Source organism: Paenibacillus sp. NPDC057886 (assembly GCF_042796655.1).
Lineage (GTDB): Bacteria > Bacillota > Bacilli > Paenibacillales > Paenibacillaceae > Paenibacillus.
On the sequence record NZ_JBHVMZ010000001.1, the window covers coordinates 212,852 to 236,198 of the forward strand.

19 protein-coding genes, 1 tRNA gene and 1 riboswitch are annotated in these 23,347 nt (G+C 46.7%); of the genes, 17 read left to right on the forward strand and 3 right to left on the reverse strand.

Going from position 1 to position 23,347, the window contains the following annotated elements; translation table 11 throughout:
- Positions 1–244: 244 nt before the first annotated feature.
- The 3 genes from ACFVQB_RS01045 (at position 245) to ACFVQB_RS01055 (ending at position 2,773) form a co-directional block, all read left to right on the forward strand.
- A complete protein-coding gene (locus ACFVQB_RS01045; RefSeq protein WP_379436225.1) occupies positions 245–1,342 on the forward strand; it encodes a quinone-dependent dihydroorotate dehydrogenase in 1,098 nt (365 codons plus the stop codon).
- A 134-nt stretch (positions 1,343–1,476) separates the two neighbouring features.
- Positions 1,477–2,292: a GTP diphosphokinase gene (gene yjbM / locus ACFVQB_RS01050; protein ID WP_053783647.1), complete on the forward strand. Its 816-nt coding sequence runs from the start codon at positions 1,477–1,479 to the stop codon at positions 2,290–2,292.
- Positions 2,279–2,773: a DUF309 domain-containing protein gene (locus ACFVQB_RS01055; RefSeq protein ID WP_379434541.1), complete on the forward strand. Its 495-nt coding sequence runs from the start codon at positions 2,279–2,281 to the stop codon at positions 2,771–2,773. Before yjbM ends, ACFVQB_RS01055 begins: the two co-directional genes overlap by 14 nt.
- 216 nt (positions 2,774–2,989) lie before the next feature.
- Here the strand turns inward: ACFVQB_RS01055 and ACFVQB_RS01060 are convergent, their stop codons facing one another.
- Positions 2,990–3,538: a thioredoxin family protein gene (locus ACFVQB_RS01060; protein WP_379434543.1), complete on the reverse strand. Its 549-nt coding sequence runs from the start codon at positions 3,536–3,538 to the stop codon at positions 2,990–2,992.
- A 221-nt stretch (positions 3,539–3,759) separates the two neighbouring features.
- Here ACFVQB_RS01060 and ACFVQB_RS01065 point away from each other — a divergent pair, with 221 nt between their 5' ends.
- The 6 genes from ACFVQB_RS01065 to ACFVQB_RS01090 all read left to right on the forward strand — a co-directional run bounded on the left by ACFVQB_RS01065 (position 3,760) and on the right by ACFVQB_RS01090 (position 10,734).
- A complete protein-coding gene (locus tag ACFVQB_RS01065) occupies positions 3,760–5,448 on the forward strand; it encodes an RsmB/NOP family class I SAM-dependent RNA methyltransferase (protein WP_379434545.1) in 1,689 nt (562 codons plus the stop codon).
- Positions 5,445–6,191, forward strand: a complete 747-nt coding sequence (locus tag ACFVQB_RS01070) for a pseudouridine synthase (RefSeq protein WP_379434548.1) — start codon at positions 5,445–5,447, stop codon at positions 6,189–6,191. The genes ACFVQB_RS01065 and ACFVQB_RS01070 overlap by 4 nt, the downstream gene beginning before the upstream one ends.
- 348 nt (positions 6,192–6,539) lie before the next feature.
- Positions 6,540–7,343, forward strand: coding sequence for a Cof-type HAD-IIB family hydrolase (locus ACFVQB_RS01075; protein WP_379434550.1), 804 nt, complete (start codon positions 6,540–6,542; stop codon positions 7,341–7,343).
- Between the two features lie 100 nt (positions 7,344–7,443).
- The gene (locus ACFVQB_RS01080; protein ID WP_379434552.1) at positions 7,444–8,499 is read left to right on the forward strand and encodes a hypothetical protein; all 1,056 of its coding nucleotides are present in this window, start codon (positions 7,444–7,446) and stop codon (positions 8,497–8,499) included.
- Between the two features lie 103 nt (positions 8,500–8,602).
- A complete protein-coding gene (locus ACFVQB_RS01085; RefSeq protein ID WP_379434553.1) occupies positions 8,603–9,157 on the forward strand; it encodes a GNAT family N-acetyltransferase in 555 nt (184 codons plus the stop codon).
- 446 nt (positions 9,158–9,603) lie between these two features.
- Positions 9,604–10,734 carry a glycosyltransferase family 4 protein gene (locus ACFVQB_RS01090; protein WP_379434555.1) on the forward strand — a complete coding sequence of 377 codons (1,131 nt, stop codon included), beginning with the start codon at positions 9,604–9,606 and terminating at the stop codon, positions 10,732–10,734.
- A 90-nt stretch (positions 10,735–10,824) separates the two neighbouring features.
- On the opposite strand, the gene ACFVQB_RS01095 is transcribed toward ACFVQB_RS01090, so the two are convergent.
- Positions 10,825–11,883, reverse strand: coding sequence for a YkvI family membrane protein (locus ACFVQB_RS01095; RefSeq protein ID WP_379434557.1), 1,059 nt, complete (start codon positions 11,881–11,883; stop codon positions 10,825–10,827).
- Between the two features lie 204 nt (positions 11,884–12,087).
- Here ACFVQB_RS01095 and ACFVQB_RS01100 point away from each other — a divergent pair, with 204 nt between their 5' ends.
- The 4 genes from ACFVQB_RS01100 to ACFVQB_RS01115 all read left to right on the forward strand — a co-directional run bounded on the left by ACFVQB_RS01100 (position 12,088) and on the right by ACFVQB_RS01115 (position 13,886).
- Positions 12,088–12,669, forward strand: coding sequence for a xanthine phosphoribosyltransferase (locus tag ACFVQB_RS01100; RefSeq protein WP_063564778.1), 582 nt, complete (start codon positions 12,088–12,090; stop codon positions 12,667–12,669).
- A gap of 98 nt (positions 12,670–12,767) precedes the next feature.
- A complete protein-coding gene (locus ACFVQB_RS01105; RefSeq protein ID WP_024629266.1) occupies positions 12,768–13,097 on the forward strand; it encodes a hypothetical protein in 330 nt (109 codons plus the stop codon).
- A gap of 123 nt (positions 13,098–13,220) precedes the next feature.
- The gene (locus ACFVQB_RS01110; RefSeq protein ID WP_379436228.1) at positions 13,221–13,439 is read left to right on the forward strand and encodes a hypothetical protein; all 219 of its coding nucleotides are present in this window, start codon (positions 13,221–13,223) and stop codon (positions 13,437–13,439) included.
- 117 nt (positions 13,440–13,556) lie between these two features.
- Positions 13,557–13,886 carry a carboxymuconolactone decarboxylase family protein gene (locus tag ACFVQB_RS01115; protein WP_379434558.1) on the forward strand — a complete coding sequence of 110 codons (330 nt, stop codon included), beginning with the start codon at positions 13,557–13,559 and terminating at the stop codon, positions 13,884–13,886.
- A gap of 106 nt (positions 13,887–13,992) precedes the next feature.
- Here ACFVQB_RS01115 and ACFVQB_RS01120 read toward each other — a convergent pair whose 3' ends face one another.
- Positions 13,993–14,457 carry a C40 family peptidase gene (locus ACFVQB_RS01120; RefSeq protein WP_379434560.1) on the reverse strand — a complete coding sequence of 155 codons (465 nt, stop codon included), beginning with the start codon at positions 14,455–14,457 and terminating at the stop codon, positions 13,993–13,995.
- 5 nt (positions 14,458–14,462) lie between these two features.
- A riboswitch (cyclic di-AMP (ydaO/yuaA leader) is annotated at positions 14,463–14,594 on the reverse strand.
- Between the two features lie 412 nt (positions 14,595–15,006).
- Here ACFVQB_RS01120 and pelA point away from each other — a divergent pair.
- The 4 genes from pelA (at position 15,007) to ACFVQB_RS01140 (ending at position 23,148) form a co-directional block, all read left to right on the forward strand.
- Positions 15,007–15,966, forward strand: a complete 960-nt coding sequence (gene pelA / locus ACFVQB_RS01125; RefSeq protein ID WP_379434562.1) for a pectate lyase — start codon at positions 15,007–15,009, stop codon at positions 15,964–15,966.
- Positions 15,967–16,231: 265 nt separating this feature from the next.
- Positions 16,232–16,315: transfer RNA gene (locus ACFVQB_RS01130), tRNA-Leu, on the forward strand.
- A gap of 330 nt (positions 16,316–16,645) precedes the next feature.
- Positions 16,646–20,566, forward strand: a complete 3,921-nt coding sequence (locus tag ACFVQB_RS01135) for a X2-like carbohydrate binding domain-containing protein (protein WP_379434564.1) — start codon at positions 16,646–16,648, stop codon at positions 20,564–20,566.
- A gap of 371 nt (positions 20,567–20,937) precedes the next feature.
- Positions 20,938–23,148: a helix-turn-helix domain-containing protein gene (locus ACFVQB_RS01140; RefSeq protein WP_379434565.1), complete on the forward strand. Its 2,211-nt coding sequence runs from the start codon at positions 20,938–20,940 to the stop codon at positions 23,146–23,148.
- The last annotated feature ends 199 nt before the right edge of the window (positions 23,149–23,347 follow it).

The window sequence follows — 23,347 nt, forward strand, 5'->3', positions numbered from 1 at the left end:
TCATGGAATAAGGCTATATAGATATGTAGCCATGCTCCCATTGTAAAGAATTCAACTCGCCATTTCCAGTAGGCGGGTGGTTTTCTTATGAGCATTTTGCATAATACGATTCCTTCTGTCTATGCTCAAACTACTTTCCTTTTGAAGAAGAAACGGATAGACTTGTGTATAGAGTGTTTTTTTACATATGAAAAAGACGGAAAGCAGTTTTTTCAGCGTACCGGACCAGAACGGAGTGAGTGATTTGTTATACAGAAGTCTTGCTAAACCCTTGTTGTTCAAAATGGACCCTGAGCAGGCCCATCATCTAATTATCGGCGGCCTCAGCGGAATGGGGAGTATTCGCCCGGTTCCTTCAGGTTTACGTGTCATGTATGGCGTGCGTGAAACATCGGATCTGGCTGTGGACATGTTTGGATGCCATTTTCCTACACCTGTAGGACTTGCGGCTGGTTTGGACAAAAACGGACAGGCTGTAACGGGCTTTTCTTCCATCGGGTTTGGCTTTATGGAAGTGGGCACAGTCACACCGCTTGCACAGCCAGGCAACGACCAGCCGCGGTTATTCCGCCTGCCTCCCGATGAGGCATTGGTGAACCGGATGGGATTCAATAACCTCGGAGCCGAAGCCATGGCGGGTGAATTGGCACGCCTCACGGAGCGCCGTATTCCAGTGGCCGTAAATATAGGTAAAAATAAGGCAACACCGAATGAAGAAGCGCATTTGGATTATGCAAAATGCATTCGGGCGCTATACGATTATGCGGACCTGTTTGTGGTGAATATCAGTTCACCAAATACACCGGATTTGCGTAATCTGCAACATGGGAATGAACTGAAGGAATTGCTTGCCGCTGTCATGAAAGAGATGGAGACACAGCGCAAGAGAGCGGGCGGTTCTGTTAAATCGGTGCTGGTCAAAATTGCACCTGATGTGAATGACCAGGAGCTTGAATATATGGTGAGTACCATTGCAGATAGTGGAGTTGCCGGAATCATCGCAACGAATACAACGATCAGCCGAGAAGGTCTGTCCCATCAGCATGCCAAAGAGACAGGTGGACTAAGTGGCAAGCCGCTGCGTGACCGTTCCACGGAAATCATTCGCCAAATCTATCGCCAGACAGAAGGCAAACTGCCAATCATCGGATCGGGGGGCATTTTCACAAGCGAAGATGCTTACGAAAAGATTAAAGCAGGTGCCAGCCTGGTGGAAATATATACGGCATTGATCTATGAAGGACCTGAAGTAAACCGGCGCATTCATGCCGGACTGCGTGAATTGCTGCGCAAAGACGGTTACAATCATATTTCGGAAGCTGTTGGTGCAGAGCATCGTTAAGCAATGTTTCGGAGTTCCCCGGATTGAAAATTAGAAGCGTGGAAGAGGGAATGTCGTACGGGACTCTTCCCCCCGCTTAACATCATGTATAATGGATAAGAACAGGGGAAGCTATAGAGACAGGAGGCATAAGCATGGACGGTAGAGACTGGGGTACATTTTTACTTCCTTATGAACAAGCGGTAGAGGAATTGAAAGTTAAGTTTAAAACGATGCGGGCGGAGCTTAAGAAAAGGGAAGAATACGCCCCGATCGAATTCGTTACCGGTCGTGTCAAAAAAATATCCAGCATTCTGGAGAAATCCAGACGCCTGAATGTGCCGCTTGATCAGGTGGAAACAGGCATTGAGGATATTGCAGGTATCCGCATTATGTGCCAGTTTGTGGATGATATTCGGCGGGTAGCCGAGTATATACGTGGGCGTAAGGATTTGACGGTATTAATCGAGAAAGATTATATCACCAATTTCAAAGAGAGTGGCTACCGCAGTTTCCATATGATTATTGAGTATCCTGTTCAGACGGCTCTTGGGCAGAAGAATGTGCTGGCCGAGATTCAGATTCGGACGCTCGCGATGAACTTCTGGGCCACGATCGAGCACTCCCTGAGTTACAAGTTTCGGGAGAGTCTGCCGGATGATATGCGCGCAAGATTGAAAAAGACGGCGGAAGCCGCTTTTGTACTCGATAATGAAATGTCGGCGATCCGTCTGCAAATTCTGGAGGCACAGAAGGCCTTTGAAGATGATTCCAATATTGTATCAAGAACGCTGAATATCATACATCAATTGTATTTCTACCACCTCGTGAACGAAGCGATAGAGGCACAAAAGCGCTTCAATGACTGCTGGGAGCGTCATGATATGGAAGGGTTGAAAGACCTTCTGGATGATGTGAAAGCACTTCTGAATGCGGCTAGAAAGGGCGAAAACCCGGATGAGCAGCTATGAGCCGCTGTATGTGGACTATCTGATCTATTTCAACCGCGATCAGGATTACTTTGAATGCCATGAGGTATTGGAAGAACTGTGGCTTGAACGGGATCGGGATTCTCTGTACAAAGGATTGCTGCAGATTGCAGTAGGGCTGTATCATTTCAGGAATAATAACCTTCGCGGAGGACGCATGATGTTACAGAGTTCGGTAGATCTGTTACAGTCATATCCGGTAACTTTGCGAGGCATTGCCCTTGGATCGTTGGTGCAGGAAGTACAGGAGCTGGTTCATGGACTTTCGGGTCCTGAGCCGCAGCATTTTCCTTACAGAGACTTGCATATTCAGATTCAGGATGAGGTACTGGTCCAGGAGGTTCGAGAACGAGCTCTTGAACTGAAGCCTAATAATCCTCAACGCCGAAGTCCTACACGTGGACGAATCTATGAAGAGAAGATGAAAGCATTGCAGCAGGAACAAAACTTGCAGAGCGAGTAAGCTTGTAATGGAAAGTCATCATCATTCACTTCATTCATTAACATATTGTTAGACATATGACTATAAAAAACACCCCGACAGTTCCTCTAGAGGAATTGGCCGGGGTATTTGATATTAAAGGACATATCATTAAAGTTTGGAATGATTCCAGGGTTTGTCCATGCAAAGGACAATATAATCCATGCGGTTCCAACGCAACCACGAAGGGTTGTACGATTAGCTTGCCGATGGAGTGGCACTGCCCTTATATTTCTCGAAAAATTGCTTGTAGTCATCCAGCGTATAACCATTGTCACTGCCATTTTCCTGCAGCCCGCCAACCATGCGGTCTTTCTCCACACCATCCTGATAATAGACCAGAGTTGGTGTGTACTCAATGTTATAATCGGTCCAACCGGAATCGAATTCGCGCAGATTGAACTGAGGCAGTTGAATGCCTTCCTCATCGACCAGTGGCATCAACTGAGGTGTTGTCGCACGGCAGTGTGAGCAGTCGGAGGCAAAGAAATAGACAAAGAAGCTGTCTTTGTTATCAATTCTGGCTTTCAGATCGTCAGGCAAAATAATTTGTTGGTAGTTCGGATCGTTCAGCAGTTCGCGAGTTGCGGGATTAAGCTTGGAGGCGGCGATGCCATAGGCATTCTGTACGCTATCCATCTGTTTCTTGGATTGCTGATTCACCAGAACGAGCACTGCAATCATTACGATGAAAACACCCAGGAAAATAAGGATTGCAGCGCTTTTCTTTTTCTTCTTGGATTTCATTAAGACATCCCCCATCGATCATATCGAAATATAGTTTTGGCAAAAAGACAGGATGGGATAATATGCATAAACACCCGAATTTTTGCACATCAATCAATCTACTTGCCATTATACTACATTACACGCTGTAGTGGAATATGTATGAAGCAATAGGAAAGGTATGCCTGGATATGATAACATAGAACTATATGCAATTTTAACAAGACAGGATGAGTGGGATTATGGCTGTACAGCTGCCTTCGATATTTGCTGAGCGAATGAAAAGCTTGTTAGGCGATGAATTTGAACAATTTATGAAATCTTATGAGCAGTCGCCACATGCGGGGCTGAGAGTGAATACGTTGAAAATATCGCTGGAACAATTCAAGGAAATTGCTCCATTTGATATGCGACCCATTCCGTGGTGCGGAACGGGTTTTTATGTGCCTCACGGGGTTAAGCCGGGGTTACATCCTTATTATCATGCGGGCTTGTATTATATTCAGGAACCAAGCGCCATGGCCCCAGTTGAATTATTGAATGTGAAGCCTGGGGAACGGGTGCTGGATCTATGTGCTGCTCCTGGCGGGAAAACAACCCAGATCGCAGCCAAGCTGCAGGGCAAGGGTGTACTCGTTACGAACGACATCCATGCGGAACGTACGAAAGCGCTGGCCAAAAACGTGGAATTGTATGGGGTACGCAATGCTGTTGTATTGAATGAATCACCAGAACGGATTGCGAATGCATTTCCTCATTATTTTGACAAAGTTTTAATCGACGCGCCTTGCTCTGGTGAGGGCATGTTCCGCAAAGATGAGGACATGGTGAAATCCTGGGAAAATCATTCGGTGGAAAAATGTGTGTTGATGCAGCGCGATATTCTGGAGACTGCGGCCAAGCTGCTTGCTCCAGGGGGAACCATCGTATATTCCACATGTACGTTTGCGCCAGAGGAAAATGAAGCGATGATAGCGGAATTTCTGAACATCAATCCTGATTTTGTGGTGAATGACATTCCGGAAAGTGCAGGATTTGCTCCAGGACGACCGGAATGGGTGCGTCAGATGTTGCCCGAAAAAGCAGAAGAGACGGAATCTGTGCTGAACCAAACGCGTGGCACTGCAAGGTTGTGGCCTCACCTGTTGGAGGGGGAGGGACATTATGTTGCTGTATTGCAGCATCGTGCGGAATCTCTTGTAGAAGAAGACGGAAGTCAAGAACAGGGTAGCGGATTACAGACTGGACAGGCAGTGGGCGCAGACTTCTCGGAACCAACTGACTCGATAGAGCAATCTATCCGTGCATCTGCACCAATCAGTAAAGAAGAGCGGAAACGGGAACGTCTAATGAGAACCGAATCCAGAGAACACAATGACAGGCATACCCGTGGCGGCAAGGCTCAGGGAAAACAGGGCAAAGGAAACGAACGTGGTGGTCGCAAAAACGAACGGAGTCAGGGACGAGGAGCCGATCAGGCGAGTGTCGATCCAGGAACGGTGTATGCGAAATTTTTACAAGAAAATTTGGAAATTGAGCTTGCTGGAGAAACGGTATATTACGGCGATCGGGTATATCAATCTTCTGTGGGTGCTGCCCGTCTGGAAGGGCTCAAGGTTATACGACCGGGATGGTTTATGGGTACCGTGAAGAATGGGCGATTTGTGCCCTCTCATCCACTTGCATGTGCTCTGAATGCAGCTGAAGCCCAGAGATCCGTTAATTTATCTTCGGCAGATGGTGAAGCAGTCAGGTATCTCAAAGGAGAGACGTTGAACATCGAAGAGGCACGAGTTGAACGTCAAGCAGATACGGCGGCCAAAGGTTTCGTGTTGGTGTGTGTGGACGGTTTTGCGGCTGGCTGGGGGAAATGGCTGGATGGTGTACTGAAAAATGAATATCCGGCAGGCTGGAGGTGGACATCGGTATGAGTGGAAAAGGCAAACAAACGATGCGACTGGATAAAATATTGAGTCATATGGGCGTGGGGTCTCGAAGTGAGCTCAAAAAGATGGTAAAACAGGGCAGAATCCGTGTGGACGGGAAACCGGTAAAAGACAGCGGTGTGCAGGTTAATCCAGACGTAAACGTAATTGAAGCTGACGGAGAGCGGATCGTGTATCGGGAAATGATCTACCTGATGCTGCACAAACCACCTGGGGTGGTGTCGGCAACCGAAGATAATCGGGATAAAACGGTGATTGATCTGCTACGTAAAGAGGAGCGTGTCTTCGATCCGTTCCCTGTGGGACGGCTCGACAAAGATACCGAGGGTCTGCTCATTCTTACTAATGATGGGCCACTTGCCCATGATCTGTTATCCCCGCGTAAACATGTGCCCAAGACGTATGAAGCTCGTGTGCTGGGAAACGTTGATGAAGAAGATATCGAACGATTCAAATCAGGCATTCAACTGGATGACGGATATGAGACGTTGCCTGCGGAACTGACTGTGCTTCACCGTGAGGAAACGGAAGAAGGCGTATTCTCTTCCGTTTCATTGATCATTCATGAAGGAAAATTCCACCAGGTGAAAAGAATGTTCCAGGCTGTAGGCAAACGTGTGGTTTATCTGAAACGTGTTGCCATGGGTGACCTGGAGCTGGATGCCAATCTGGAAATGGGCAGTTATCGCGAATTAACCGCAGATGAGTTAGATCGTCTGCGGAAGTAACAGCTCCCGCCCTTCGCTCGGGGCAGAGAAGGGAGCCGGGCAGGAGGCGAAGCACTGCCCTCCGCGCCAAAGGCGCAACAGCTCCCGTCCTTCGCAGAGCGGAGCAGGGAGCCTGGGCAGGGGGGCGAAGCCCTGCCCGTAATGGTCCCGCTTGAGCTTGGGCGGGACCGCCGCTGTCAAGCAGAAGACCCGGCAACCAAGCGCTCCCACGCCACCCGTCACATAGCAAGATCCAAACCGCCGCCGGTAAACGAGACGGGAGTCCAGAGGGCAGAGCCCTCTGGGGCCCTCCCTCGGAAGGGAGGTTTTGGGTGGGTGCGACTCTTTTACAGATAAGGAATGAAGACAATGACAATTAAATTAATCGCACTGGATGTCGATGGAACGTTACTTAATGATCATCATGAACTCACCGAAATGACGCAAGAGACCTTAATTCGTGCTTCCCGTCAGGGAGCTGAGATTGTCCTGTGTTCAGGCAGAGGTCCTGCGAACACGATCCCGTTTATGGAGCAGATGGGACTTGACGGATATGTCATTACACATAATGGGGCGGTAACAGCACAGGTCCAGACTCGTGAAGTAGTGCACCATTTTGCCATGGATGGACAGGGACTGGAGCCTTTCATATCCTACTGCCGTACGCAAGGTGTACATTTTGATATCAACACGGCGTTTGGACTCTATGTGGATCAGCCAGAAGGTTTGGAGTTGCAGGTACGCGAGATGTATCAAAACTTCATGGCAGAGCCTTTAAAGCTGCCACAATGGGCTGATATGACAGAGCCGCTTGCGAAATTCACTGCGTTTGGACCAATCGAGCAGATGAATGCGGTGCAACAGGAGTGGTCGACCTGGAATCTTCCATATTATATGACGCGTAGCGGTGATTTTTTCATTGATCTGATGCACCCCGAAGCCTCCAAAGGTGCAGCTCTAAAAAGACTGGCCGAAGCAAAAGGCATCCTGCCTTCCGAGATCATGGCGGTAGGTAACTACTACAATGACATCACAATGTTGACCTTTGCAGGCAAAGGGATTGCGATGGACAATTCCCCGGAGGAAGTCAAGGCTGCTGCGGATGAGGTGACACTTTCGAACAACGATCAGGGTGTGGCCCACGCTATCCAAAAATATGTGTTGTCCGTCTAACAGTGCACTCTTAAATCTAAATAGACGCTGTATCTTATAAACTGTCGCTCTCAAGGGTAACCTAACAGAATAACGTTAGGAAACTGAGGGGGACAGGTACATGGAACTGAAAATAGAGCTGATTCCTGATCTTCGTACATCAGGTGGCGAAGTGCAGGATATTATGGTTGAGGGTCAATATGTGGGTTCGCTGCTGCTTGTGTTCAGAGAAGGGGATCGGGTATCCGGCAGCCTTCAAATTGAGCAGGATTCGCTACCTGACGAGACAGAACAATATATTGTGGAGCAGGTGCACGAATATATTCGTTCTCTCGCGGATGCGGTAAGTGCTGCTGAATATGAAGTGCTTGTGAGCTGCGGTACACTGTACTCTGTGTTACAGAAGTCAGAGTCTCAAACGGATGCGTTAATTCAGTCGTCGCAGTCTGAAGATACGTATCATCACGATGGACAGAATGATCGGGCTGGTGTAAATGAAGTACATGTCATTCCCGGCTCACAAGCCGAGTCATTTACATATGAAGACCCGGAACATCTGCTGGAGATGGAGCTGGTAAGTGCCGGACGCAGCATATCCACCTATGTATTTAATGACGCCAATGGGCAGGAACTGGCTGAAGCCTCTCTGAAACAATATGGTGCTGATGTACAGGGTGAGATCCATTGGTATGATGAACCGGCAGAGAGTTATCAGGATGCGGCTGCCGAGCTGCTGGTACGAGAGTTGGATGAAGAAATTATCGATACGATTACGATTCGCATGTGGCATCAAGGGCAGGAGCTGGAATCGGCGGAATGGGTGCACCGGGATTTTGCGGATGAGGATGAGATAGAGTCCGAAGAAGATCTCGAAGAGATTGAAGCTGCTGAAGAAGCCTGTTATGTCATGTTGGTACGCAAAGATCGGGAGTTTCGGGTATATGAACTGTTTCTACAAGAACGTGGAGGGTTGCCTGTAGGTACAGCAACGATTGATACCTCACAAGCGGATTTGTCAGGTTATATGGATTATCAGGTTCCTGGCACAAGTGCTCAGCGAAAGAATCTGGTTGAAGTTCTGATGCGGGAGCTGGACAAAGAGTTTGAATTTGATACACTACATCTCACGATGTTATACCGAAATCAAATTATTGATGAAGCGAAGATAGAAGGGTGAGAGGCGTAGCCTCTTGCCTTTTTTTGTTTTCTTTTTTGACGAAAAAGCTATTTCCCGGTATAGTACCATTAGTTTAAGAGAGACCTGGAAGTGGAGGAGAATCATGAAGCACTCATTCAGTATCACAACAGACTACATTAATGATGAATTTAAGGCGTTGCAGGCTCAGCCGGAAGACACGGAAGATGTGATGTCTCTGCTTATGGAAACGGCCGAATGGCTGCGGAGCCAGGGGTCTTCTCAATGGAATGCTTTGTTAAAAGGTGAGGATTCTCATAATACGGCGGAGGCCATTCAGCGTGGCGACGTATTTGTATTTAAGAAGGGCACTGACGTAGCTGGCATGGTTATTTTGATGACCCAGCCAAGTGCATGGGATGTGCATTTGTGGGGAAGCAAAGCACATGCGGGGGATGGCGCACTTTATCTGCACCGATTAGCCATTCGCAGAAAGTATGCCCAGAGTGGACTAGGGCGGGCGATTTTGCATTGGTCCAGCAGCGGGATACAGTTTGAGGATAAACATATCGTCCGATTGGATTGCGGAGTGGACAATGCCACATTGAACGCATTCTATGCGCGTAACGACTATACCTTTGTGGGAGAGACAGACGGCTTCAGTACGTACGAGAAGGCGGTCACGTACCTGTCTGTATAACGTTATGTTCAACACATGAAGTACATTCAAAAAGCCGGGAGCTACCATTGCTCACCGGCTTTCATTTGCATGTCGGCAAAAGAGGCTTAACTTTCCATTCATGCATCTGCTTCTTAGCCGAGCATCTTCTGAATATGTTGTATATACGACTCCGGTGTGAGGGCTTATGCTCAAACAAGATGAAAATGATGAACGTATAGGAGAATAAAGGCAGCAGGAGAGCGATTATTTACGGTGGAGTTGCCCCCAGTACCTAACAATATTCGTAATGTCGTCAGCGTCAGAACCAACATGGTACAATTGATATTGAAATGAATTCTATTATTCAGCGGTAAATGACCGAGTGATAAGAAATCTCATTTTGTTGCTTTACTGAACATATGTTCTGATATATCATGATTGAAGATGCAATGAAAAGACTTATGCTAGAAAGGGGGAAACTAACGGTGAGATTGCTGCAGGCGCTTTTCTTTCCTCCGGAGCAGCCCGGAGGTGTATCCTCTATGATTCCGTATATGCAAGAGAGGTTTACAACCCCGAGGTGGGAGATGGATCTGTTCTCGCTGCCTAAGCGAATTCGCAACAAGGGCAGAGAAGATATCCAGTTCGAGACGTTCGATTGGACTCAGTATCAGGATAGTCCTATCGTGCAAAAATATATGCAAACGTACCGGGATTATTTGTGGTGGACCAAGCTGCGTATTCAGAAGCCTTACGATCTGATTCATGCCCATCACCCTATTGCGGGGCTTGCAATGAAGAATGTTTTCCCGGATGTTCCTCTCATTCAAACGGTCCACTCCAGTTATGAGCGAGAGCTGATTCTGAATGGACGCATTGAGCCGAACGGACCGGAGCATCAATTTCTGCTGGCCATCTATGGTGAACTGGAGCATCAGGCAGAGCGGTTGTTAACGGTATCGGATTCTTTCCGTCGTTATCTGGCGCCTTATGTGCAACATCCCGATGTCATCGGTGTCATTCCGAATGGTTTTGATGAGAAAAGGTTTAAGCCAATTCCCCATGAGAATGCGATACCACAGCTGGTCACCGTATGCCGTCTGGTTCCGGCGAAAGGGCTGGACATTCTGTTCAAAGCCTGTGCCGAACTGAAAGCGCGGGGACATGATTATGTGCTTCATATTATTGGGGACGGACCGATCCGTCCAGACTTGGAAGAATTAGCGCAGCGGCTGGGCATTTATAATGAGACTATTTTTTATGGTTACACGCTGCACCCTGAGGAATTCATGCCATTTTTTGATATCTTTGTACTTCCTTCGCGGGCGGAGGCGTTCGGATCTGTTTTCGCGGAAGCAGCGCTTAGCTGTCTTGCCCTTGTAGGTACAGACGTTGGCGGCATACCAGAGCAGATCGAGAACGGCAGTAACGGCTTGCTGGTGCCTTCAGAAGATCCGTCTGCACTGGCAGAAGCGCTGGAGAAGGTGATGGTTGACCCGGCGTACCGTTATGAGCTCGCCCGTTCGGCATGTGAGAAGGCCAAAACCCATTACTCTTTGGGCAGATCGGTCAATGAACTGAAAAAAATGTATTTGCAATTTCCGAGCCAGTTCTAACTTCTGGAAGGGAAAAGAAGGAAGCCGCTGTGTGAACAGCGGCTTTTTTATGTTTAGGGATATGATGTTTCGCAACTAAAAGATACGTTGTTATAGGTGTTTGTTACGTCCGCGAAAGCTTCCCCATCGATCCAATACTAATTTTGCACCCCAGATCAGTGCCAAACTGCCGAAAATGGGGTAAAGGATAGAGAGCAGGGAACTAAATCCAAACTGGCTGAGGGAATAACATAGCAGCATGATGGTCAGTATGATTAGTTTGGGATGTACTTGGACATGCTGTCTAAGTTGGAGGGTCATTCCATAAATATCGGCTACAAACGTACTGAAGATTTCCATGAAAATCAGGGATACATAGATAGACTGGACTACCCATCCAAGTTGAAAGGCAATGCTGCCCATTGGAATTTCAAATTGTGTGATGCCAGGCATCTGGGCCGACATGGCGAAATGGGCTGCCATAAGCATAAATCCTACACCAATCCCGCCCAGAACACCGCCCCATTTCAGTACCTTTCGGCTGCGAATCTGATTCCCCACCGGAACGAGTACAGCTTGGGCAAGTGCCAGGTTGAATGAAGTATACAATAGTGGAGATAACCAGACCTTGATTGGATTACTGTCGGTGGTTAATGTAATAAATCGGTTTGCGCCGGGATGATGTATGGTGCTGGTAATCATAAGCAGAGAGAGCAGGAGCATCATGGGCACCACGATACTGTTCATTTGCAGAATGGCCTGAATACCTCGTCCAAGCAGCAGATATGTACCGATAAGCGTAACAATCAGACCGGTCTGATAGTGAAGCCCCAGATGCTCTACAAAGACCGACCCTGCTCCAGCCAGCATAACACTGTTTACTCCGATGAGAATCACAAGGGTAACCCAGGTAATCCAGTTTCCTGCTTTATGACCGAATAGATGCTTGTTAAGATCTTCATAAGAGCGCGAGCCGGTATCATGGGCAATCAGCATCATTTTTGTACCTAACCAGACAAAGAGCATGGTCGATAAGCCGATGGTAATGGTGGCCCATTTGCCATACTGGGTAAAAAACTGCAATATCTCCTGTCCTGTTGCAAAGCCGGCTCCTACTACCGTTCCAATGTATGTAAATGCGATCTGCAGCACCCGAAATGCCTGTTTCATGCGTTTCCCCTCTCAGGCCCCTGAATAGTTTGGACATGCGGGTGCCATGGTACAAGGTATGCTTGACCCACCAAAGTCATGACAATTGAAGTATGACATAGGGTCATTTATATGCTCTGGACAAGAGCAAAGGCAATTTCGCTTGAACTGATAGCCGGATCTATGATACTTTTACGTCATAGGATAGGCTTGGGAGGTCAAATTATGGAAGTATTGAAACAACGAATTTTACAAGAAGGTGTAGTCATGTCAGATCAGGTGCTGAAGCTGGATGGTTTGCTGAATCACCAGATTGATCCTGCATTGACGATGGAAATGGGACGTGAATTTGCCGCTCGTTTCCGTGAAAGTGGTGTAACTCGGGTCATCACAGTGGAGTCTTCCGGGATTCCGGTCGCCTTTGCTGCCGCACATGAACTGGGTGTCCCACTGGTATTTGCCCGTCGCAAAAAAACACTTTTGGCTGATCCCGACGCTTACTGTGAAAGGGTTCCATCTTTTACCAAAGGGATCGTGACGGATATAATGGTATCCCGTGAATATATTCATGAGAATGACCGTATTTTGTTTATTGACGATATCATTGCGAATGGCGATGCCGCTCGTGGTGTCATCAAAATTATCGAACGTTCGGGTGCGGAACTGGTTGGATTCGGTGTCGTGGTCGAAAAATGTTTTCAGGCCGGAGCGCGTACCATTCGTGAGCAGGGAATCCCGGTTGAAGCATTGGTGCGCATTCGTTCACTGAACGATGGCACCGTGCAATTTGACGATAACGAATTGTGACTTTTTAAAGGAAAAAGTGCCTAATTTTATAACAATGCCTTTGCATGACCGCTGATTTCATTTATAATGGGGTTATGTTAGGGAGAGGAGGCAACACCATGGGTAACCAACCGGCAACAGAACAATTTTTTATTGATAAGCTGGCGGAATCGAAAGTACATTTTGAGCGTGCCCTGGATTGTAAACATACGGAATTCGATGACCTTTATCCCTATATGATTGAACATCCTCAATTTTTCTGGTACAAACGCTACGTTGCCTGGTCAGAATTGCTGACGATTGTAGGCTTGTGCGAAGAGTTGTCCTTCTCTTGGAAAGAACAATTTACACCGCATCAAGTGGAGTACCTTGAAGAACGTGTGATGTCCGCCAAAGTGCTTGATTTTTGGTTTGAGAAGAACGACAGCAAAGAGCACGCGCAGCGGTAACTTTCAGTCGGGACATACTTTCGAATGACATGACAGTCCAATACAGTCACGTGAGACCTAAATGACTTATCATTTAGGTCTCTTTTTGTAAATAATTTTTTGGAGAAAGTAGGCGCCATGAATATGATCAGTGATGCAGAATTGGATGCACTGCGTTTATCGGGTGAAAAGGTAAGGGTGGTACGGGACGAAATTCAGTCCAATGATGTGACGGGCATTGTCGTAGCCTGGGATGGGGAGCAGGTACTCATTCGCCGCCAGAATCGTCGTGTGGTCAAGCTTGACCGGAATTATCGGTATCAGCTGTTCAGCGAACCACGTAAGAGCACGCTCGAAGAATAGTACATGCGTTTTTAGGTTCATTTACCATGGATGTATTGGCATAATTGCACCTCTCGGGAGAAAAAATAGGTACAGTGAGAGCTTGTAACATATCAGCCGAGAGGATGTGCGGTAACCATGACACTGATGAATGATAAGGTACATGCCTATAAAGATCAGATGGGTGAATTAAGCGATGTGCTGCCAGCTGTGGTGAAGTCTTATCATGAGTTCACTGGAGAATGTTTTCAGGCCGGAGCGATGGATGCGAAGACCAAACAGCTGATTGCGCTGGGCATTGGACTGTTTGCAAACAATGAGGTATGTACGTTCTACCATGTGGAAGAGGCTCGTGCCAAAGGAGCGACCGATCAGGAGATTATGGAGACGGTTGCTGTGGCTGGAGCGGTGGGTGGAGGTCATGCGATGTCTCAGGGTGCAATGAGAGTGCAGAAGGCTTTACATTAAAAATGTTATTGCAGCCTGATGACGACTTCATGCTTATGCATCTATAGAAAATCAATGTAGACAAAGAAAAGGCTCCGGTTATAACCGAAGCCTTTTCGTGTTCAAATTATATTTTGCCCAACATTTTGTTATACATAAACTGTCCTGTTACCCGGCGTGCTGTTACGTAACGATCGTTGAAGTAAGGATTGGATAATTGGGTGATGCTTACACCCTTGCTGCTTGAAGCATGAGCGAATTGTCCGCCCCCGATATATACACCTGTATGTGAAATACCATTGCCCATCGTATTAAAGAATACCAGGTCACCCGTACGCAGATTAGCTTTGGATACCGGAGTTCCGGACTTCGCTTGTTGCTGGGAAGTGCGTGGTAATTCAATGCTATATTTGTTGAAAATATATCTCATAAATCCAGAGCAATCAAACCCGGCGAGTGTAGTACCACCCCATTTGTAAGGTATGCCTGTCATGTTGTTAACGACGGTGTTAATACTGCTTGCCTCTGTGCTTGCTGCACCGGATGTAAATAGAACTGCTGCTCCAAAAATGGAGATGATAAGCTTTTTCAAAATTTTTGTTCTCCCTTCGATGCCTACGGAGTTAGCTAAGGGTTCGGTAGAAGGTTCCCTATATTTCCTATGTATAAGAATAATTCACCCAAAATGGTTCCCCCGTTTTCAAACATGAAACTCGGCAAATGAATAATTAAGTTTTTGTAACCTTTTGAAACTATATTGCATAAATGCGAAAATGTCAAACCCATCTTGAACACTTCTTATCATCTCAATGTTAACGGAATTATCGCTTTTTATGTAGAAATAACTCGAATGTTGGGTTCTGATAGATGACAAAAAAGTAACTACTGTTTCAAATGGAGAAAAATTGGACAATTTATTGGTTTTCTCACATGTGATGAGACGATAGCTTTAGGTTAAGCAAAAGAATTTGTTACATATTGTTGCAAATATTGACAAAATTAATTATTTTGCATAGAATTCTGCTTATACAATCCACTTATTGGATGAAAAGAAATAGTTTGAGTTTAAAAGCAAATATAAGGAGGGTAGGGAAACAAGGAAAACAGTTTGCAGAAAATGAATTGGGGAGTGTTCTAAACGATGTTGAAGGCAACAAGAAGGTTTGCGTCTTTGGTTATGGCATGTACAATGGTTTTCTCTGTTGTCGGGATGGTATTTCAGCCTGTTGCTAAGGTATCTGCTGCAGACGCCTCTGGAACGACAGCAAGTATCGCAGATATTTTGAAGAATCAACGTCCTGACGGGGGATGGAAGAAGGATTACAAAGAAACAAGTGGTGAGTGGGCCAAATCTACGATTGATAACAAAGCTACATACTCAGAAATTAGAAGATTAGCCAAGGAATTTAAAAAGACGAATGATCCACGCTACTCTGCTGCTGCCGTCAAAGGAATCAACTTTTTGCTGAATATGCAGTACTCCAATGGAGGGTGGCCACAAGTATACCAGAGCTCGGGCTATCACAAACACATTACCTTCAACGACGATGCCATGATTAATGTCATGTACATGCTGGATGAAGTAGGTGCACGTAAAGGAGATTTCTCATTCATCGACAGTTCTCTTGCAGATCGCAGTAAAAAATCAGTTGCCAAAGGTGTAGAGGTTATTCTCAATACACAGGTTGTAGCGAACGGTAAACTGACTGCATGGGGACAGCAGCATGATTCCAGCTCCCTTAAACCTGCTGGAGCAAGGATTTATGAAATGCCTTCTCTAAGTGCAGGAGAGAGCAGTACGATTGTGAAGTTTTTGAAAACAAGACCGGCGAATTCGAAAATTACCGCTTCAATTCAAGGAGCAGAGGCCTGGTTCAACAAAGTTAAAATTACAGGATACAAGTATGTCAGAGAAGACGGGGATAGCAAACTCATAGCTGATTCAGGTGCAGCGCCAATTTGGGCACGTTTTTACGAAATTGGAACAGATAAACCGATCTTCGTAGGACGTGATGGGGTTGTGAAATACAAACTCAGCGATATCGATAAGGAAAGAAGAGGCGGGTATGCTTGGTACGGCAACTGGCCGTCCAAGATATAATTTTTTAAAAGCTTCTTCTTCAGATTCAGATTCGATCAGACCCATATACAATAACTTGAGTTATGCTTAAACTCGAAACAAAACCATGGCTAATACACGCTTTTTAACTGTGTTGGCCTTGGTTTTCTGCTGTGAATGGAATGTTGGATGAATACAGCATTAGACATTGAATACGAAATTATATATTTTTTGTTGACACTAATTACCTGAACATGATATATTAATTTTTGTCGCCGCGTTATAATTTCTCGGAGATACAACATATGCGGTCGTGGCGGAATTGGCAGACGCGCACGGTTCAGGTCCGTGTGGGCTAACCCCCGTGGAGGTTCGAGTCCTCTCGACCGCATCATATGTAACAATAAAAAGGTTCCTAGAATGGCATTACTGCCACGCTAGGAACCTTTTTTATTTGTTTTCGGATTTTGATATTCGCTCATCCTGATTCTTCACAACCCATTCCTTCAACTTGAGCAGAGAAGAGGTTTATCTTTGTTTATTTATCCATTACTGGAAATATGTTTGTTTTGCGGCGGTTTGCCCCTTTATTTCAGGTTAATTGTACGTAAAATACGGAATTGTACCTATCCTGGGAATCGTGCATCCACTATTCTTTTCTCGTATGGAAGCGCTATCAACAGGAATTTGAATGACCAAATTCAGAGGGGGTAGGGATAATTTGAAACGAATCGGAAAAAGGATGGCAATGTATTTTATGGTGTTCATGATTGCAGTAGTGCAGTTCGGAATTATGGGAACGACAGGCAATGTGGCACAAGCAGCAGATAAGAGTCTGGCCCAAAAGCCGTATATGGGCTGGAGCAGTTACAGCATGCAGGTATATGACGGGGCGGGTAACTGGACATCGGCAGAGAGTATTAAGAAGCAATCGGATGCCATGCGCGAGAAGCTGCAAGCCCATGGATATGAATACATTAATATTGATGCTGGCTGGAACGGTGACGAAGATGAATACGGCCGTCCTATTCCGAGTACTGTTCTTTATCCAAATGGATTTCAGGAGGTCATTGATTATGTCCATAATAACGGACAGAAGATTGGAATCTATCTGATTCCGGGATTATCAATCACCGCCTATGATAAAAATCTTGAGGTTTATGGGACGGGCGGGGCATGTCGTATGCAGGATATTGCGGTAAAGCCGCTCGTTATTATGGATGCCTGGAACTCGTACACTTACAAAATCGATTTTACGAACCCGTGCGCACAGAAGTACATTGACTCCATCGCCGATCTTCTTGGCGAGTGGGGTATCAACTTTGTCAAATTCGACAGTGTGACTCCGGGATCAGGAATCAATAACCTGAGCCGGGATGCACGCGGTGATGTGGAGGCATGGTCCAAAGCCCTGGACAGGAACAACATCTGGTTTGAGCTTTCCTGGGCGCTTGATCACAATTACGTGGATTTCTGGAAAAAGTATGCAAACGGCTGGAGGATCGATTGGGATGTTGAAGCCTATGACAGCAGTAAGGGCTTAACGGAGTGGTCGAGTATTTCACGTTTATTCCCCATAGCGGCCATCTGGTGGCGTGATGCAGGTCCAGGGGGCTGGAACGATTTTGATTCCTTGAATGTCGGGAATGGCTCAATGGATGGTCTGACCAGGGACGAGCGGAAGACCGCTACCACGTTCTGGGCGATCTCTTCAGCACCGCTATATACAGGTAATGATCTGACCAGGCTGGACAGCTATGGACTGGAGCTGCTTACGAATGACGAAGTTATCGCGGTCAATCAGGCCGGCCGTCCAGCTCATCCGGTTTCCATGGACACCAAACAGCAGGTTTGGTATGCCAATAACGGAGATGGTACGTACAGCGTAGCTCTGTTCAATTTGGGCAATCGGAGTGCCGAGGTCAAAGTGAAATGGAGTGATATTGGCCTCGAAGGTCCGGCTTCGGTCCGTGATCTCTGGAACCATTTCGAATTGGGCACCTTTAATACGGAATTTAGTGGCGGTGTGTTGGAACCCCATGCTTCCCGAATGCTTAAGGTAACCGCACTGAGCGGCACATCGGCCGTTAATGATGATGATACGGGCATGCGCTATAGTGGCGATTGGAAGCGGAACGGAGGCAAGGAGCAAATCGATGGCAGACAGGATCTGAGCATCGCCATTACGGACTCCTCGAGCACTGGTCCAGCGAATATAAATACGCAGCAAGGAGCTGACTTGGAAGCTGGGGATGACCCAACCGCGAATGTAGAAAATGCAGCAAATGCTGCTTCCGTGGATGCTGCTGCCGTTACCGATGTGGTTTACATTAATGATGATGACAGCAATATTCAATACACGGGTTCATGGAGTTCGAGTTCCGGGAGAAATTTCGGGGATTACAAGGGAGATGTACATTTTACTGAGAACGACGGCGATTCTTTTGAATATACCTTTACCGGAACAGGCATTGACCTGCTGACGGAGAAGGATCAAGAGCAGGGAGACATGATAGTCACACTCGACAATGGAACGCCTGAAACGGTTAGCGCTTATACCGATGATGAACGAGAAGCCCAACAGGTACTGTATAGTGCTGCTGGGTTGAATAACGGTTCGCATACCTTGAAAGTCGTCAAACAATCGGGCCAGTATATGCTGCTGGATGCGCTTAGAGTAACAAGGGAAATTCCTACAGGAGGACAGAGCAGCACCATTAGTCCGGCTTCTGCTGACTTTGACAAGGCAACAGAACAACAGAAGGACATTGCAGTCACGCTCACATTGAACGGAAATACATTAACTGGCATTGAAAATGACGGAGTAATGCTCAGTGAAGACGACTACACGGTGGTCGATGACCAACTGAACATCAAGAAAGAATATCTCACCCAACTGCCTGTAGGAACAACAGACTTCATTGTCACTTTCAGCGCTGGTGATCCGCAAACTCTTGCGGTTCGAGTCAGTGATACAACGGGCATTCGTTATGTCATGATCAATAACGACGATCCGGCAATTAAATACAATGGCTCATGGTCCCGCAGTACCGGGAGAGGCATGGGCGACTATAAGGATGATGTACAGTATACCGAGACGAATGGTGATTCTTTTGAATATACCTTCAGAGGAACGGGGATCCAGCTGTTCACGGAGGTAGACCAGTCACAGGGAGATATGGATATCTATGTGGACGGTCAATTCAAGGAAACGGTCAGTGCGTATCGCAACGGACGATTGGCACAGCAGAATCTGTACAGCATATCAGGCCTGCCGGATGGGCAGCACACGCTGAAGGCCGTCAAGAAATCGGGCAGATTCATGCTGCTTGATATGCTCAAGGTTGAGCTTCCGAATATGATTAATCCGGTGAATGCGAGCTTTGACAAATTAGCTTCTGCTCAGGCTGACATTGATGTCACGCTGCTGATCCAGGCGGGAAGCTTTAAGGGAATTAGCAACGGCTCCAATGAACTGATACGAGGGACTGATTATACGCTTAATGGCGACCGCGTTACACTGAGCAAAACGTATCTTGCTGCCCAGCCTGAGGGAACGTTGAATCTCAGTTTTTCCTTCGGCGGTGATTATCTCAATGACGTACATTCTACAACGACGGATGGAGATTTCTTCGAATACACCTTCAAGGGCACCGGAATAAGCTTGATTACACCTACTGGACCGGAGCAGGGAGAAGTGGATATTTATGTCGACGGACAACTGAAGCAAACCGTGAACGCATACAGTCCGAGTCGGCAAATGATGCAGGAGATTTACAGCATCTCAGGACTGGCGAAAGGCCAGCATACACTCAAAGTTGTGAAAAAATCCGGTGAGCTTATGCTGGCCGATCAACTGAAATTTACTGTCCCTACTGGAAACGGAAACGGTGAACCAACGAATCCGTCGAATCCAGGTGGACCATCCAATCCAGGCGGACCATCGGCTCCAGTCGTCCAGCCTTCAGACCCTTCTGTGCCTGCGCCAACTCCTGAATCTGGAACTACTGACGGGACAACAGAAACGGAGGGTGGTCAGGATATTCCGTATAAGGCGTATATTCAAGGATATCCGGGCGGTTTGTTCAAGCCGGATAACAAGCTCACCCGTGCAGAGATGGCAACCATAATCGCCATGGTATCTGAGAAAGAAGCCACGGGATCTGCTGTTGCATTCGGTGACGTTAAATCTGAATATTGGGGAGCCGACGCCATTGCCAAGGTAAGCAAGATGGGGCTGATGAATGGGTACAAGGATGGCACGTTTAAGCCAAATCAGCCATTGACTCGTGCGGAGATGGCCAGTCTTGTGGCCCTTCTCGGTCCGGACTCTGGAACTCCAGGCAATGGATTCTCTGATATCGGCAGCCACTGGGCCAAGGAAGCCATTTTGAAAGCGCAAAGCGCAGGCATCCTGAAAGGTTATAGTGATGGAACTTTTCGACCGAATGCCTTACTGACAAGAGCGGAAGCCGTTGTAGCTATCAACAGAGCTTTGGGCAGAGCACCGCTTACGAACGTTTCACAACCGCAGTGGAAGGATGTTTCTTCCACACACTGGGCCTTTGGGGATATTGAAGCAGCATCTACCAATCAGGTTGTAAAACCCCGGACAGAGGGGGAGGAACCAAAGAAGAAATGAGGTGAACTAGGATTGGGGGCCATCTTGGCCCCTTTTTTTCTGAATGAAAAGGAGTTATGGGAAGGCAGGCTTGTCGTACAGAAAAGCGGGCTATTGAGTCACACATCATCTCAAATTAGAGTGCTTCGGAAATGTTAAAAAAAGCAATGATAATCTTCTTTTTATCGTTGCCTTTTATTCATTCCCGAATGAAAAACGATTGAGGAATGAGATAAAACAATTGACTAAGCCGGAAAATATTATTATCTTTGATAACGCTACCAATACCTCAAGGAGGGGGAGGAGGGTTACCCATTAAATATTCCAATGTTTTTCGTAAATTTTTAATTTCCTACGTGATCATTTTGGTGATACCCAGCATTGGCGGTTATATGTCTTATCTGACGTCCATCTCCGTAACACAGTCCATTTCCATTGAGAATAGTGTTACCCAACTTCAGAAAAGCCAGGAAATATTGGAGGGCCGCATGGCGGAAGTGGAGGGTTTCACCCGACAGCTTGCGGTCAATCAGGAATTGAACGTTCTGATGAATGAAAGGGACAACGAAACCAACGTATATGGGATATGGAGAACGATGGAGAATGTGTTGACCTTTGGACAGACCAATGATTTTCTGCAAAATTATTATATTTATCTTGCGAATTACAATCTAATTTTGACCCCGGGCTCTTCTTACAGACCGAATCACTATTACACTGATTTTCGTTATAACGATCTTTCGTTGGAAGAATGGATGAAGGACGTGTTGGGGAAGACCCACCGGAGTGAGATTAAACCCCTCAGTTCCTATGTCAGTAGGGGAAAGCAGACCTCGGTAATCACATATATGCAGTCATTGCCTCTAGACAGCTTCAATGATTCTTCACCGGCTGTCGCCGTTGTAATCATTGACGAGAAAATGATTCTCAGTCTGTTGTCCAGCCTGAATGATCGATACGGTGGCTGGGTTCATATCAGTGATGCGGAGGGCAATACCATTGCACTTCAAGGGAGCGCTGAGCCCGACATGATGAAAATGGCTTCTGACTCTCATTTTGATCCAGGTAGAGTCAGCCAGTTCTATGGGGATGATCTCGTGATCACTACAAGATCCGATAAGAACGGATGGGTATATCAGGCGGGCATTCCCCGTCATGTCCTGATGGAGAATGCAAACAGGATCAAAGGGATGACGCTGCTGATTACTGGCGGCACACTGCTCATCGGACTGATTGTTGGACTCGTGCTGGCCTATCGCAACAGCGTACCAATCAATCGACTGTTAAGTGTAATGAAAGAGCAGTTTGGGAAGGATGATTCGGCTCCCAAAAATGAATTTGATTTTTTGAGTGGAAATATCGCTGATATGCTCACCAAGAACAAGCTGCTCGAATCCGAATTGAATCGCCAGCTCCCACTGGTTAGGGATGCCTTCCTGAAGCGGTTGATCTCCGGCGAATTCAAATCGCGGGATGAGATTCTTTCCGCGGCCGAACAGGCAGATATTAATTTGTATCAAGGCACGGGATATGCAGGAATTGTCCAGATTAAGGGTTATGCCAGTATGGACAGCGTTGAGATCCTGAATGAACTGAATGCCTCCCGACTACTGTTGAAGCAGGCCTTGGCTGATCTAGGCGTAGATGTCCTGATGACGGATATGGGCTCGGATAAAGTAGTCATCCTGTTCTTTTCCAAGGAAACCGACTCCGAAATGGATCGTGAAAAGGAAGATATCACGCATATCATGGAGAATCTAGCGCAGTATGTGTTCAATGAATACAGGATCACCATCCAGTCAGGATTCGGAAATCTCTTCACATCGTTGACAGAGGTCAGTCTTTCCTTTGATCAGGCCAATCAGGCGCTGGAGTATGCAGTCTACATGAACAAAAAAGGCATGATGTGGAACAACGAAGCCCAAACCGAAAATACAACGTATTATTACCCGCTGGATTCGGAGCAGCGAGTAATTGGCACGATTCGTGCAGGGGAACTTGAAGAGGCCAAACGGATCGTCGATGCAATCATTGTGCAGAACATGGAGCAGCGGGAGTTGTCCATGGAAATGAAGCATCAACTTGTCGGAGAAATGAAGGGGACTTTTCTAAAGCTGCTGGATCAAAAGGCGTTTACGGAATATGCCTCCATCGAGAATGTGAAACGACGAGTCATTGATATTGGTTCCTCGGAGCCACTCGAAACGATAAAGGCTGAGTTTTATGAAATCATGGAAGAGCTGTGCTCCGTTATTGCGAACAAGAAGAAGGATGCCCATATTCAAATCATCAAACAGATCAAGGAATATACTGCGAAAATGTATTCAGATACAGAGCTGACTTTGTATCGGGTGGCAGAGCATGTGGAGCGGCCCGAGAAGTACATTTCTCAATTATTCAAAGAGTTTACGGGTGTTAATTTCTCCGACCACCTGATCAAAGTCCGAATGGATCAGGCTGTGATTTTGTTAAAAGAGAGCAATTATACAGTGGACGAGATTGCGTCACGGGTAGGTTACAATAGTTCTCACTCCTTCAGGAGGGCCTTCAAACGATTGAATGGCATTTCGCCCAGTGTGTATAGACAATCGGTTGACGATTAAATGAATGGAAGACCCTTAGGCTGTGTTGTCCGTGTTCCGGACAATGCGGTCTTTTTTTGCGAATACGCCCCCGTAATGGAAAAATGGCTGTCGTACTGCGGATTTGTGCCCCGAAAAACAGGATAACTGTACGTTTAACGGCGCAGGTGTACCTGTTTATGGGACATTCAAATCGACTATGATCAGATTCAAGAAAGCG